The sequence below is a fragment of the Brevundimonas aurifodinae genome (genome assembly GCF_040195595.1).
GTDB classification, from domain to species: domain Bacteria; phylum Pseudomonadota; class Alphaproteobacteria; order Caulobacterales; family Caulobacteraceae; genus Brevundimonas; species Brevundimonas aurifodinae.
On the sequence record NZ_JBEGDD010000013.1, the window covers coordinates 23,589 to 36,434 of the forward strand.

17 protein-coding genes are annotated in these 12,846 nt (G+C 68.8%); 6 read left to right on the forward strand and 11 right to left on the reverse strand.

Going from position 1 to position 12,846, the window contains the following annotated elements; all coding sequences use genetic code 11:
• Positions 1 to 28: 28 nt before the first annotated feature.
• Both ABN401_RS14250 and ABN401_RS14255 read right to left on the reverse strand, forming a co-directional pair.
• Positions 29 to 442 (reverse strand): DUF5990 family protein, encoded by a 414-nt coding sequence (locus ABN401_RS14250; RefSeq protein ID WP_349685532.1) that lies wholly within the window; start codon positions 440 to 442, stop codon positions 29 to 31.
• A complete protein-coding gene (locus ABN401_RS14255; RefSeq protein ID WP_349685533.1) occupies positions 435 to 1,148 on the reverse strand; it encodes an NUDIX hydrolase in 714 nt (237 codons plus the stop codon). The genes ABN401_RS14250 and ABN401_RS14255 overlap by 8 nt, the downstream gene beginning before the upstream one ends.
• 76 nt (positions 1,149 to 1,224) lie before the next feature.
• Here ABN401_RS14255 and ABN401_RS14260 point away from each other — a divergent pair, with 76 nt between their 5' ends.
• Entirely contained in the window at positions 1,225 to 1,614 is a 390-nt protein-coding gene (locus ABN401_RS14260; RefSeq protein WP_349685534.1) for a hypothetical protein, read from the forward strand.
• A 6-nt stretch (positions 1,615 to 1,620) separates the two neighbouring features.
• Here the strand turns inward: ABN401_RS14260 and ABN401_RS14265 are convergent, their stop codons facing one another.
• Both ABN401_RS14265 and ABN401_RS14270 read right to left on the reverse strand, forming a co-directional pair.
• Positions 1,621 to 1,977 carry a VOC family protein gene (locus ABN401_RS14265; protein WP_349685535.1) on the reverse strand — a complete coding sequence of 119 codons (357 nt, stop codon included), beginning with the start codon at positions 1,975 to 1,977 and terminating at the stop codon, positions 1,621 to 1,623.
• Positions 1,974 to 2,621, reverse strand: a complete 648-nt coding sequence (locus ABN401_RS14270) for a hypothetical protein (RefSeq protein WP_349685536.1) — start codon at positions 2,619 to 2,621, stop codon at positions 1,974 to 1,976. The genes ABN401_RS14265 and ABN401_RS14270 overlap by 4 nt, the downstream gene beginning before the upstream one ends.
• 162 nt (positions 2,622 to 2,783) lie before the next feature.
• On the opposite strand from ABN401_RS14270, the gene ABN401_RS14275 reads away from it, so the two are divergent.
• Complete coding sequence (locus ABN401_RS14275; RefSeq protein ID WP_349685537.1) at positions 2,784 to 3,302, forward strand: TetR/AcrR family transcriptional regulator; 519 nt, start codon at positions 2,784 to 2,786, stop codon at positions 3,300 to 3,302.
• Between the two features lie 47 nt (positions 3,303 to 3,349).
• Here ABN401_RS14275 and ABN401_RS14280 read toward each other — a convergent pair whose 3' ends face one another.
• The 4 genes from ABN401_RS14280 to ABN401_RS14295 all read right to left on the reverse strand — a co-directional run bounded on the left by ABN401_RS14280 (position 3,350) and on the right by ABN401_RS14295 (position 6,876).
• Positions 3,350 to 3,778 (reverse strand): hypothetical protein, encoded by a 429-nt coding sequence (locus ABN401_RS14280; RefSeq protein WP_349685538.1) that lies wholly within the window; start codon positions 3,776 to 3,778, stop codon positions 3,350 to 3,352.
• Positions 3,779 to 3,844: 66 nt separating this feature from the next.
• Positions 3,845 to 6,172: a ribonuclease R gene (gene rnr, locus ABN401_RS14285; protein ID WP_349685539.1), complete on the reverse strand. Its 2,328-nt coding sequence runs from the start codon at positions 6,170 to 6,172 to the stop codon at positions 3,845 to 3,847.
• Complete coding sequence (locus ABN401_RS14290; protein ID WP_349685540.1) at positions 6,173 to 6,628, reverse strand: type II toxin-antitoxin system VapC family toxin; 456 nt, start codon at positions 6,626 to 6,628, stop codon at positions 6,173 to 6,175. It lies immediately after the preceding gene.
• The gene (locus tag ABN401_RS14295; RefSeq protein ID WP_349685541.1) at positions 6,625 to 6,876 is read right to left on the reverse strand and encodes a type II toxin-antitoxin system Phd/YefM family antitoxin; all 252 of its coding nucleotides are present in this window, start codon (positions 6,874 to 6,876) and stop codon (positions 6,625 to 6,627) included. Before ABN401_RS14295 ends, ABN401_RS14290 begins: the two co-directional genes overlap by 4 nt.
• A gap of 110 nt (positions 6,877 to 6,986) precedes the next feature.
• Between ABN401_RS14295 and ABN401_RS14300 the strand changes: the two genes are divergently transcribed.
• Genes ABN401_RS14300 through ABN401_RS14310 form a run of 4 tightly spaced genes read left to right on the forward strand, consistent with a single transcriptional unit; the run spans position 6,987 to position 10,242 of the window.
• On the forward strand, positions 6,987 to 8,390 hold the full coding sequence (locus ABN401_RS14300) for a pyridoxal-phosphate dependent enzyme (RefSeq protein ID WP_349685542.1): 1,404 nt from the start codon (positions 6,987 to 6,989) through the stop codon (positions 8,388 to 8,390).
• A gap of 34 nt (positions 8,391 to 8,424) precedes the next feature.
• A complete protein-coding gene (locus ABN401_RS16365; RefSeq protein ID WP_432763563.1) occupies positions 8,425 to 8,658 on the forward strand; it encodes a DUF4160 domain-containing protein in 234 nt (77 codons plus the stop codon).
• Positions 8,648 to 9,082, forward strand: a complete 435-nt coding sequence (locus ABN401_RS14305; protein WP_349685543.1) for a DUF2442 domain-containing protein — start codon at positions 8,648 to 8,650, stop codon at positions 9,080 to 9,082. Before ABN401_RS16365 ends, ABN401_RS14305 begins: the two co-directional genes overlap by 11 nt.
• On the forward strand, positions 9,079 to 10,242 hold the full coding sequence (locus tag ABN401_RS14310) for a trans-sulfuration enzyme family protein (protein WP_349685587.1): 1,164 nt from the start codon (positions 9,079 to 9,081) through the stop codon (positions 10,240 to 10,242). The genes ABN401_RS14305 and ABN401_RS14310 overlap by 4 nt, the downstream gene beginning before the upstream one ends.
• 44 nt (positions 10,243 to 10,286) lie before the next feature.
• Here ABN401_RS14310 and ABN401_RS14315 read toward each other — a convergent pair whose 3' ends face one another.
• The 3 genes from ABN401_RS14315 to ABN401_RS14325 form a co-directional block, all read right to left on the reverse strand.
• A complete protein-coding gene (locus tag ABN401_RS14315; protein WP_349685544.1) occupies positions 10,287 to 10,841 on the reverse strand; it encodes a fasciclin domain-containing protein in 555 nt (184 codons plus the stop codon).
• Between the two features lie 132 nt (positions 10,842 to 10,973).
• Positions 10,974 to 11,690: a TorF family putative porin gene (locus tag ABN401_RS14320; RefSeq protein WP_349685545.1), complete on the reverse strand. Its 717-nt coding sequence runs from the start codon at positions 11,688 to 11,690 to the stop codon at positions 10,974 to 10,976.
• 10 nt (positions 11,691 to 11,700) lie between these two features.
• Positions 11,701 to 12,633 (reverse strand): NAD(P)H-dependent flavin oxidoreductase, encoded by a 933-nt coding sequence (locus ABN401_RS14325; RefSeq protein WP_349685546.1) that lies wholly within the window; start codon positions 12,631 to 12,633, stop codon positions 11,701 to 11,703.
• Positions 12,634 to 12,846: the final 213 nt, after the last annotated feature.

Sequence of the window (12,846 nt, forward strand, 5' to 3'; positions counted from 1 at the left end):
GGGGGACCATGGCCGGATCAGGGCGGGCTCAGCCGACGGCGCGCCACGGCGTCAGCGGCCGCACGGTGGCGCAGGCGGGGGTGCCGTCCTTGCCGCGTCCAGGCAGAACGACCTCCAGCACAGCGCCCGGCGTCAGCAGGTCGGCGGGGATGTCGTGGACGTCGATCTTGGCGCGGCGGCTGATGATCCGGCCGACCGCATCCGTCTGACCCGCCTGTCCCGCGATGGCGATATAGACGAAGCGGCGCACGGAGCCCTCGCGCCGTACGAAAGGGCCGGCGAGCCGCCCGTCGGGACGCAGGGTCACCGGTACGTCGAAGCTGAGCGGGTCGTCGCTCGCGATGCGGATATCGACTGGCGCGCTGTTCTGGTCCTGCAGACTGTAGTGCAGACCCGCGACCGGGTCGGCGATGGTCAGTCGCAGGGTGAGGGTCTCAGACATGGGTCACCTGATGCGCGCCACGGACCATGCGGACGAAGGGCAGGGGCCGGTCGGGGTTCCCAAGCCGCTCAGACACCTCGTCCAGGACGAAGCGGGTGATGGCCGGCAGGTCCAGCGCCCGGGCATCCTCCAGCGGCAGCCAGGCGATCTCGTCCAGCTCACCCGACCCGGCAGTGGGCTCGGGGGCCAGCAGGGCGTCGGCGTCGGCGAGAAAGAACCGCGCGTCGAACCGGCGGGTCCGCCCCGGCGGGGTGATGGCGCGGGCGACATAGGTCAGGGCCGCCAGGTCGGGCAGGGCGCCGGCCGCGCGGAACTCTCGCCACGGCCCGGCGACGGAGGCGGCGGGCGCGGCGCGGCCGACGATCAGCCCCGTCTCCTCGAAGGTCTCCCGCACGGCGGTCAGGCACAGGGCGCGGGCCCGGCGCGGCACCAGCTCGGCCTCCAGCCGCGCGCGGGTGGGGCCGTCCGGTTCGGTCGCCGCGGCCGCCAGGAAATCCGCCCGGTCGATCCGGCCGCCGGGAAACACCCACTTGGAAGCCATGAAGACGTGGCCCGGAGCGCGCCGCCCCATCAGCACCTCGGGCCGCCGTCCGCGCCTCACCAGGATCAGGGTCGCGGCGTCCCTGGGCCGCTGGCGAGCGCCCGCTGTCGCCGGGGCGTCGGCGAGGTCCTGGGCGGCGTCGAAAGGTTGCGCGGTCGTGTTCACCGGACCGAGCTAATCGCTTTCGGCGTCGCGCCCAAGGGCCTAGATTTGGCGACCCTGCACCGCGTTCGGAAAACCCATGCTGGCCTCGGCGTTCGCCGTCGTGATCGTCCTGACCGGTGTGGCGCTGGCCGCGCTGTCGGTGCTGATCGCGGTCCAGCCCCGCCGGGCGTTGCAGGCCTTGTCGCGGTTCGGATCGACCGCCCGCATTCACTTCGGCGAACTGAGTCTGCGGGCCGCGATCGGCATGGCCTTCGTCCTGGGCGGGCCCGCGACGCGCTATCCGACGGCCATTGGCGCGATCGGGGCCTTCCTGGTTGTCAGCGCCCTGATCCTGATGGTCCTGCCCCGTCGCTGGCACGCCGCCTATTCCAGCGGCTGGGCGAAGCGGATTCCGGTATGGACCGTTCCGGTGCTCGCGGTGATCTCGCTGGCGGCGGGGTCCGTGCTGGTGTGGGTCGCGGCCTGAACGGCGTCAGTCCAGCACCCGTCCGATCCGGATCAGCGCCCCGCTGGGGTCGCTGAGCGAGAACTCGTAGGTCCCCCAGGGCCGGGTGTGGGGCCCCTGCGGTTCCAGGATCAGATCGCGCACCGTCTCCGCCACCGCATCGACGTTCTCGACATAGAGGTAGAGCCCCAACGGATTGTCCTCGACCCGACGCGGCCAGTCGGGGGTGGCACGAAGATGGAGGTTCCAGCCCCGGCCGTCCTCCATCAGACGATAGTCGCCGTAGTCGCCGACCGTCTCGAAGCCGAGCCTGCGGTAGAAGGCCTCGCTGGCGTCGATGTCCCTTGCCGGGACGATGGCCGCCGCGTGATGACGTTCGCTCATGCCGGTTCCTCCCTGGGGCCCGTCATCATGACGGCCGCGACCGACAGGGACCAGAGGGCGAAGGCGGCCGCGCCGGTGACGGCGGCCGTCAGTCCGAACCCGCCGTCCGTCGCGCTCCATCCGATCGCCAGAGCGGCGAGGCCGGAGCCCAGACCTGCGCTGACCCGACCGAGGCCCCCGAGCCTCCACAGCCCCGGAGACCAGGCGAGCGCGCCCGTCGCGACCAGCAGACTTCCCACCGAGGTCAGGCTCTGGTTCAGCGCCCACAGCGTTTGGCCGCCCGCCGCGCGAATCGCGGCGTCGTCAGTTTGGGCCACCAGCCGTTCAGAGGCGAAACCGTTGACCACGGCCGCGCCGCACAGGGCCAGGAAGCCCGCCCCCAGCAGGATCGCGCCCAGCCGCGTCAGCAGCGCCCGCTCGTCCAGCCGTCTCCGAAGCCCGTCCAGCCCGACCGAGAGGGCGACCAGGCAGCCGATCATGGCCCCGTGGACGACGGTGTTGTTCCAGTCCGCCAGCAGCCGCCCGTCGTCCGGGCTGCCTGAATGCCCCGTCGGATGGTGCAGCATCAGGCCCATGGCGATCAGCGTCGCGCCGGCGATCAAGGCGGCGTCCGTACGGTCGCTGTGGGGGTCGGTGGGTGTCATCGGTGTCTCTCCCTGTCGAGGCCGATGTGTCGCGCGAGCGGGGCGGCGGGGCGACGAACGATCCGGCGATCCGACCGTTAGCGGACATTGCGGGGGAACTGTCCGCCGTGACTCGCGGGCTTCGACTGGCAGGCAGACGCGGGGATCGGCTAGGCTCGGTTCATGTCGGAAGCCCATGACCTCGACCGCCGTAGCCAGCGGACGCGAAAGGCGATCTTCGAGGCCTTCACCCGGCTGATGTTCGCGCGTCGCTACAGCGCCATCCGCACGACGGACCTGATCGAGGCGGCGGGGGTCGGACGCTCGACCTTCTACGAGCATTTTCGCAACAAGGACGACGTACTGGTCTGGGCGATCGATCCGGTGTTCGAGCCGCTCGCCGACGCGGGCGCGGGTCGGGCCAGCGTGCCACGCCTGATGTTCGTGCTGGACCATCTGTGGGAGCGCCGCGCCCTGGCGCGGGTCATGTTCGAGCCGCCGCTGGGCCCCAAGCTTCAGCGCAAGCTGGCGGGCATGATCGAGGCGCGGCTGGTCACGGCGGTGCCGGATGGCGTTCCGCCGGCTCTCATCGCGACGGCCTGCGCGGCCTCGCAACTGGCGATGCTGAGGCTGTGGCTGACCGGCGAGGTGGCCTGCGAGCCCTCGACCTTGGCGCGCCAGCTGGCGGCGACGGGGGTCTAGCGGCGGGCCGGGCGGCCGATCGCGGGGGGCGAACCGGGGGGCCGTGGTCAGCCCGCTTCGGATTCGGTCTCGCCTTCGCCCTCGCCGCCGGCGATCGCGGCGATACGGGCTTCCAGCGCCTGACGGACCTCGGGCGAGCAGTCGCTGACCGGGGCCGTGGCCGCAGGCGACGATGCTGCCGACGGCGCGACGATCAGGTCCTCGACCAGGCTCTCGGCGGCGGCGCGCAGAGGGGGCGTTTCGATCCCGGCCACGGCGGCCTGGGCCAGGCGCGTCGCATCGACGTCCTGCCAGCCACAGGTCGCGGCTGCTTCTCTCAGCGTCTGGGCGGCGCGAATACCCTGGACGATCTCGGGATTGCTGGCCTCAAGCGCAGCCAGGGCCGCGTTCCGACCGGCCTTCTCCATGTCGACCTCGCCACAGGCCGCGACCGACAGGGCCGCGATCGCGGACAGGGCTGGAACCAGACGGTGCATGGGGATCACTCCTTCAAGGACGAGGCCGACATAGGTCGGCGCGCCCCCGACGAGAAGGGCGACCGATCATCGCCGCTTGCCCTTGCGGACGCCCTTGAGGCCGCCCGAGGGCTTGCCGCCGCTGCGTCCACCCCTGGGGGGTTTGGGGCCGCCGGGACGGCCCGCTCCGCGCTGCGGCGGGCCATCTCCGCCCCGACCGCGCATGCCCAGCCGGGGCGCGGGTGCGTTCGGATCGCGTGGCTCGGGGTCGGACAGCATCTCGAACAGCAGACCACCGGTGATGGGCGTGGCTTCCTTCAGCTTGACCTCGACCATCCGGCCCAGGGTGAACCTCTGGCCAGAGCGTTCTCCGACCAGGGCGTGGGCGCGGTCGTCGTGGGTGAAGTATTCGTTGCCCAGCGAACTGACGGGCACCAGCCCGTCCGCCCCCGTCTCGTCCAGCCGCACGAACAGCCCGAAGCGGGTCACGCCGGTGATCCGCCCGGTGAAGGTCGCCCCGACCCGATCCTGCAGGAAGGCGGCGACATAGCGGTCCATGGCGTCGCGCTCGGCGGCCATGGAGCGGCGCTCGGTCTGGGTCACCTGTTCGGCGATGGCGGCCAGTTCGGCGACCTCGCGGTCGGTCAATCCATCCTTGCCCAGCCCCAGCGCCCGGATCAGTCCCCGGTGCACGATCAGGTCGGAGTAGCGCCGGATCGGCGATGTGAAGTGGGCGTAGCGGTCCAGGTTCAGCCCGAAGTGGCCGACGTTCTCGGCCGCATAGATCGCCTGCATCTGGCTGCGCAGGACGACTTCGTTGACCACCTCGGCATGGGGGCCGTCGCGGGTCTCGTCCAGCAGCTTGTTGAACCGCTTGGTCGTCGGGGCCTCGCCCTTGTTCCACGGTTTGCCGATGGTCGACAGGAAGTCGGCGAGGTTGAACACCTTCTCCTGGCTGGGGGTGTCGTGGACGCGATAGATCAGCGGCGTCTTCTTCTGCTCCAGGGTCTCGGCGGCGCAGACGTTGGCCTGGACCATCATCTCCTCGATCAGCCGGTGGGCCTCCAGGCTGACCCGCTTTTCGATCGAGGCGATGCCGCCGTCCGGGCTCATGCGGATGCGTCGCTCGGCGCTGTCGATGGCCAGGGGGCTGCGCTTCATCCGGCCCTTCAGCATGGTCCGATAAGCGTTCCACAGCGGATAGAGGATGGTCTCCATGATCGGACCGGTGGTGTCGTCCGTCTCGCCGTCGATGGCGGACTGGGCCTGCTCGTAGCTGAGCTTGGCGTGCGATCGCATCAGACCGCGGTGGAACTTGTGGCCGAGCTTTCGCCCGTCCTTGTCGAACACCATGCGGACGGCCAGCGTGGCGCGGTTCTCGCCCTGCTTCAGGCTGCACAGACCATTCGACAGCCGCTCGGGCAGCATGGGCTCGACCCGGTCGGGGAAGTAGGTGGAGTTGCCCTTGGCCCGGGCCTCGCGGTCCAGGGACGTGCCGGGCCGGACGTAGGCGGCGACGTCGGCGATGGCGACCCAGACGACCCAGCCGCCCTCGTTCTTCGGATCGTCGTCGCGCTGGGCAAAGACGGCGTCGTCGTGGTCGCGGGCGTCGGCGGGGTCGATGGTGACGAAGGGGATGTCCCTCAGGTCGTCGCGGCCTTTCAGCGTCGGCAGGTCCTGGGTCTCGGCCTCACGCTCCACCGCCTCGGAAAAGCCCATGGGCACGCCGTGGGTGTGGATGGCGATCAGGGAGGCGGCGCGGGGATCGTCCTCGCGGCCGATGGTCTCCAGGACCTTGCCGCGCTTGGGGCCGTACCGCTGGTCGCCCTTCTCGATGGTGGCCAGAACCAGGTCGCCGTCGCGCAGGTCGGTCGCCTGGACCTGGGGGACGATCAGCACGTCCTTCGAGCGCCGGTCGACGGGCTCGACGCGGGTTTCCTTGTTGGACTTGCGGATGACGCCGAGGACGCGGTTGGTCGCCGTATCCAGCGTCTTGATCAGCCGGGCCTCCCAGCCGTTCGGCCCGTGCTCGAACTTGGCCAGGACGCGGTCGCCGAGGCCCGGCGCCGGGCCGGGTCTGCCCTTGTCGGGCACCAGAAGGGCCTTGGGCGCGTCGGCCGAGGCTTCGACCAGGCGGACGTAGAGGTCGCCGTCGATGTCCTTCTCGATCACGTCGGCCACGCCGACGGGGGGCAGGGCGCCGGCCTCGGAGAAGCCCTTGCGGCCCCGCTTGCCGAGCTTTCCGGCGGCCTCCAGTTCGCGGATCATCTCGCGCAGGCGGCGGCGATCCTCGCCCTTCAGGCCGAAGTGGCGGGCGATATCGCCCTTTTCCGCGCTGCCTGTGTCGCGCAGGAAGGCCAGCAGCGTGGCCTCGTCCGGCAATCCAGCCGCGGGTCGTTTGGGTGTCTTTGTCATTCAGTCTTTCGGTTCGCCGGGCGCATCGGCCTCGGCGGGATTGAGATAGGGAACGCCCAGGGCGGCGGCGGCGCGCGCCATGCCGCGATCGAGCGTCAGAAGGGTCGCGCCCAGCCGATGGGCGGCGGCGATATGGATGGCGTCGGGGGCGCGGAGGGAGACTTCCGGACGGCGGACGAGCGCGTTCGCCGCAGCTATGTCTGAGGATACGATCGCGACCTCTTCCGCAGCGGTGAGCGCCCACCGATCCAAGTCGGAGTAGAGTTCCCGCAACCTGGCGACTGGGAAGGCCCCCGTTCGCCCCAACTTGGCGAGCGCAGCCGATGACTCGGCGGTTGCAAAGTCGCTTATGAGCGGCGGCGCGTCACCTAATCGAATCTGGCTGAGGACTGCACCGGCGGTCGGCTCGCCCGAAATCATCGACACAAGCGCGCTGGCGTCCAGGTAGACCCTCACTCGGGATCGCCATCCCGCATGCTTCGGACCAGTTCAGCGGCCGATATGCCCCACGGTGGGCGGCTGCGCGCCCGTTCCATCAGTTCATCCATCAACGCCCAACGCTCCTCGACTGTCAGCTTGGGCGGCGGGTTCAGTTCCGCGATCGGCTTGCCGTGGCGGGTGATGGTGATCTTTTCGCCCTCCTGCACGCGATCCAGCAGGTGGGTGAAGTTGTTCTTGGCTTCGGCGACGCCGTAGCTGGCCATGGTCGCTCTCCAGTTCTGGCCATAAATATAGCCATAATTAGGCTGACCGGCAACGGGTTGTCCCCCCGCCGGGCCGCGCCTAGCTTCCGGCCTCGAATCCGGAGCCGCCCATGTCCCTGTCGCCCACCCCGACCCTGATCGCGCCAACCGGCTCGCTGCTCGACCTGATCGGCAAGACGCCGATGGTCGAGGTCACGCGGATCGATACCGGCCCCTGCCGCCTGTTCCTGAAGCTGGAGGCCCAGAACCCCGGCGGCTCCATCAAGGACCGCATCGCCCTGTCGATGATCGAGGCGGCGGAGCAGGAGGGATGGCTGAAGCCCGGCGGGACCATCGTCGAGGCGACGGCCGGGAACACAGGCCTGGCCCTGACCCTGGTCGGTCAGGCCAAGGGCTATAAGGTGTTGCTGGTCATCCCGGACAAGATGTCCAAGGAAAAAATCCAGCATCTGCGCGCTATGGGCGCCGATGTCCGGCTGACCCGGTCAGACGTCGATCACGGCCATCCCGAATACTACACCGACATGGCCGAGCGGCTGGCGCAGCAGATTCCGGGCGGGTTCTTCGTCAATCAGTTCGCCAACAGAGCCAACTCCGAGGCGCATGTGCGGACGACGGGGCCCGAGATCTGGGAGCAGATGGGTCATGACATCGACGCCTATGTCGCGGGCATCGGCTCCGGCGGCACGATCACGGGCGTGGCCCAGTATCTGAAGCGCGAGGGATCCAGGGCCGAGATCATCCTGGCCGATCCGGTCGGCTCGGTGCTCGCCGGCATCGTCAACCACGGCGTGCCGAGTCCCGAGGGCAGCTACACCGTCGAGGGCATCGGCCAGAACTTCGTGCCGGACACCGCCGACATGAGCCTGATCGACAAGGCCTATTCCATTCCGGACGCCGAGGCCGTGGCGACCGTGCGCGAACTGCTGCTGAAGGAGGGCATCCTGGCCGGGTCGTCGTCGGGCACCCTGATCGCCGCGGCCCTGCGCTGGTGCCGCGAGCAGACCGAGCCCAAGCGGTGCGTGACCTTCGTCTGCGACACCGGGGCCAAGTATCTGTCCAAGGTCTACAACGACGCCTGGCTGGCGGATCAGGGCCTGGGCGCGCGTGAGATCCACGGCGACCTGTCCGACCTGATCAGCCGCAAGTACGAGAACGGCGACGTGGTGACGGCGGGGCCAGAAGATACGCTCGACACCGCCTTCAAGCGCATGCGTTCCGCCGATGTCAGCCAATTGCCGGTCATCCAGGACGGCCGTCTGGTCGGCATCCTGGATGAGAGCGATCTGGTTCATGTGATGAACACGGACGAGATCACGCGAAAAGAACGTTTTGCCAAGCCGGTGTCGTCCGCCATGACCCGCGACCTGGACACGGTCCAGGTGACCGAGCCGCTGGACGCCCTGATCCCCCTGTTCGACCGGGACCGCGTCGCCATCGTACTGGACGGCGAGCAGTTCGTCGGCCTGATCGCCCGCGTCGACCTGATAAACCACCTGAGTCTGAACAGGTAGTTGGAATGGTGCACCAGATGCACTACCTTCCACCATGGTGACGTTGTATCGCGCACCGCCGTGGAAAATCGCCGTCTATGGGCGAGATCACGGTGTGCCGCATTTTCACGTCGAGGGCAGAGGATGGCGGTGCTCAGTGGCGATCTCAACGCTTGAGTTGATCATCGGGTACGCGTCGAAGCCCGCTCTGACGTCGGCGATCGGCTGGGCATCGCAGCATCAGGATGAGTTGCTGGCCAAGTGGCGGGAACTGAACCATGAGCGATGAGCGTCTTCATACGATCCGTTCTGTCCGAGCCATGGACGGCTGCCGGCTTCTCCTGTCGTGGGAGGACGCCGAGGACGCGACGATCGACCTGACCCCCATCGTCAAGACGGCTGCCTTCCGGTCGTTGGGGCGACCGGAAGTGTTCGAGAAGGTCGAGCTGGGCGACTGGGGTCACAGTGTCGTCTGGCCGGGGGACATCGAGATCGGCGCAGACTCTCTCTGGCTGGACAGCTTGACGGCCTGGGGCCGGGAGGACACCCGCGCGTTTCTGGAATGGCGGCTACGAAACGGCCTGTCGCTGACCGCCGCCGCCGAGGCGCTCGGCCTGTCGCGGAGAACCATCGCCTACTATTCGCGAGGGCGGCCGGTGCCGCGTTCCATCATCCTGGCCTGCAAGGGCTGGGACGCACTGAAAGCCGCCTGACCATGCTCAAGAACAGCCAGGGCTTCTCGACCCGCGCCATTCATGCGGGCCAGCGGCCGGACCCGACGACTGGCGCGGTGATGACGCCCATCTACGCCACCTCGACCTATGCCCAGGAAAGCCCGGGGGTGAACCAGGGCTATGAATACGCCCGGGGCAAGAACCCGACGCGCGAGGCGTTCGAGGCCTGCATCAACGACCTGGAGGGCGGGGTACAGGCGTTCGGCTTCGCCTCGGGCATGGCGGCGACCTCCACCGCGCTGGAACTGCTGGACGCCGGATCGCATATCGTCACCGGCGACGACCTGTACGGCGGCTCATGGCGTCTGTTCGAGCGGGTCAGGCGGCGCTCGGCGGGACTGGACTTCTCCTATGTCGACATGGCCGACCTGTCGGCGGTCGGAGCGGCGATCACGCCACAGACGAAGATGATCTGGGCCGAGACGCCGACCAACCCCTTGATGAAGCTGGCCGACATCGCGGGCCTGTCGGCGATCGCCAAGGCCCACGGCCTGCTGCTGGTGGTCGACAACACCTTCGCCACGCCCTGGAGCCAGCAGCCCCTGAGCCTGGGTGCCGACATCGTCATGCATTCGGCGACCAAGTATCTGAACGGGCACTCCGACGTCATCGGGGGCGTGCTGGTGGCGCGCGAAGCCGAGATCGCGGCCCAGCTGAAGTTCCTCCAGAACTCGGTCGGCGGGGTCATGGGGCCGTTCGACGCCTTCCTGGTCAACCGGGGCCTGAAGACCTTGGGCATCCGAATGAAGGCGCACAACGAGAACGCCCTGGCCGTCGCCCGCTGGCTGGAGGACCGGGCGGGGGTGTCGCGCGTGCTCTATCCCGGTCTCATCAGCCACCCGCAGCATGAGCTGGCGACGCATCAGATGAACGGCCGCTATGGAGGCATGGTGACCTTCTTCGTCGACGGCGACCTGTCGCGCACGAAACAGGTGCTGGAGCGGTTCGAGGTCTTCACCCTCGCGGAATCGCTGGGCGGCGTCGAAAGCCTGGTGAACCACCCGGCCATCATGACCCACGCCTCGGTGCCGAAGGCGCTGCGCGAGGCGGGCGGCGTCACAGACACTCTGGTGCGCCTGTCGGTCGGGGTCGAGGATCTCGACGACCTGCTGGCGGACCTGGATCAGGCGCTGGCCTGATCCTGTAGGCGGCGGAGGAGGCGAGCCCCCTCCGCCGATAGGACTTACTGCGGAACCGACACCGCATCCGTAACGTGGATCACGCCGTTCGAGGCGGAAAGGTCGGCCGTGACCACGGTGGCGACGCCGCCGTTCTCGTCGGTCAGGATGACCGAGCCGTCGCGCAGCGAGGCGACCAGGGTGTCGCCCGACACCGTGGTGATCTCCGCCGAGCCGTTGCCGGCCTCGATCAGGGCGATGACGTCGGCGGCGGCCACGCGGCCGGCCACGACGTGGGCCGTCAGGACCTTGGTCAGCATCGCGCGGTTTGCGGGCTGCAGCAGGGTGTCGACCGTGCCGGCGGGCAGGGCGGCGAAGGCGTCATTGGTCGGGGCGAAGACCGTGAACGGCCCCGGTCCTTGCAGGGTCTCGACCAGACCCGCGGCCTGGACGGCGGCGACCAGGGTGGTGTGGGCGGGTGAGCCGACGGCGACATCGACGACCGTCTGCTGGGACTGCGTCTGGCTGTGGCCACCGCCGTGATGGTCGGCGAAGGCGGCGGGGGCGGTGGCGAGCAGGGCGGCGGCCGATACGGCCCCGGCGAGGGTCTTGAGCGTCATGGGAGGGTTCCTGAGCTTGCGATCGCCTGATGCGCGATCACCGCCACAAACGGCAAAGGCACCGCCGTGGATGCCGCGCAGCTTGCCGCGCGGCGAGCCGCCGCACGCGTCGCACCCCCAAGGTCTTGGGCTTCAGAAGGCGAACAGAACCGCCGCGACCAGTGTGTCCTCGTACTGCGCGCCCTGGTCGCCGATGTCGGTGCCGTGCCACGCGAGCTCGAGTTCGACGACCTCGGTCAGGGCATAGGCGACCCCGGCGCTCCAGCCGGTGTAGTCCGGGGCATTGTCCTGTTCGCGTCGGCCGACCATCACCGCGCCTTGCAGGCGGTCCGCCAGAGGAAAGCGCACACGGGTCTCGACCCAGGTCCAGGCTTCGGTCGATCCGAGGCCGTCCGGTGAATGCTCGACCCGGAAGCGGGCGTCGACGTCCCCGAACTCGCGGATCACATCGAACTGGAACTCGAACGCGGCGGCGTCCTGGCCGGGGTCGGCGTTCACCCGCCACTTGTGCGAGACCGAGGCATCGAAGTCGAAGCCGCCGCCCGAGAACTGCCAGCCCGCCTCGATCTCGGTCTCGACCGTCGATCCGGCGGAATCGATCGTCTCGAACTCGGCGTCCGCGTAGAATCCGCTCGCGGCGTTGTACTGGACCTCGCCGAAGACGTAGGGATCGCCGCCGCTCTTGGACGCGCCCTTGGAGCGGTTGTCGGTGGCCCCGCCCAGCTCGAACGTCCAGGGCGACCCGCGATCCGGATCATAGCGGGCGTTGTCGCGGTCCTGCGCGAAGGCGGCGCAGGGCAGGGCGATCGAGGCGGCGAGAATGAGGACAGGGGGCAGCGGACGGTTCATCCGCCGCTGTCTAGGCCACGCCGACCTTCTTGGCGAATTGCTCCGTCGCCTGAGCGTATTCCGAGCGCAGCCGGTCGACCAGTTCGGCGGTGGGTACCACGTCGTGGACCGCGCCCGCGCCCTGGCCGGCGGACCAGACGGTCTTCCACGCCTTGGCCTCGTCGCCCATGTCCAGCTTGTGGTCGGGCAGGACCTTGGGATCGATGCCGTTGGCCTGCAGCGACTTGGTCATGAAGTTGGCGGGGATGCCGGACACGGCGGCGGTGTGGACGATGTCGGTCGCCCCGCTCTCGATGATCATGTCCTTGTAGGCGGCGGGCGCCTCGGCCTCGGTCGTGTTGATGAAGCGGGTGCCCATATAGGCGAAGTCGGCTCCCATCATCAGGGCCCCGGCCACGTCCTGACCGGTCGACAGGCAGCCGGACAGGATGATGGTCCCGTCGAAGAAGGACCGCACCTCATTGACCAGGGCGAAGGGGTTGATGATGCCGGCGTGCCCGCCCGCGCCGTTGGCCACCAGGATCAGGCCGTCGACGCCGCTCTCGGCCGCCTTTCGGGCGTGACGCACATTGGCGATGTCGTGGAACACCACGCCGCCATAGCCGTGGACCGCGTCGACCACGTCGCGCACCGCGCCCAGCGAGGTGATGATCAGCGGCACCTGATGCTCGACCGAGACCATCATGTCGGCCATCAGGCGCGGGTTGGTCGGATGGACGATGTGGTTGACGCCGAACGCCGCCGCATCGGGCTTCAGCCGCGATTTGATCTCGACCAGCCAGTCCCGATAGCCCTCGGTCGTGCGCTGGTTGAGCGACGGGAAGGTGCCGATCACCCCGGCGTTGCAGCACTCGACCACCAGATCGGGCCCGGACACCAGGAACATGGGCGCGGCGATCACCGGCAGGGTGAGGCCCTTGGTCAGGGAGGCGGGGATGGCCATGGCGTTCGCTCCGTTTCGTTTGGCTACGCTTAGCGGGCTGCCGGTGCGGAAGGCAAATCCCGCGTTCATCGCTCCTTAGGGTCTGGGGCGAAAGGATGCCGGTCGGCTGGCTCGGTCTGTTAATACTTGTCCTGTTCTGTGTATGTTCCGAACTGGCCAGTCTAGACGCGGATTTCGACCTGCATCGTGGTTAAATCTCGTCAACTAATCCCA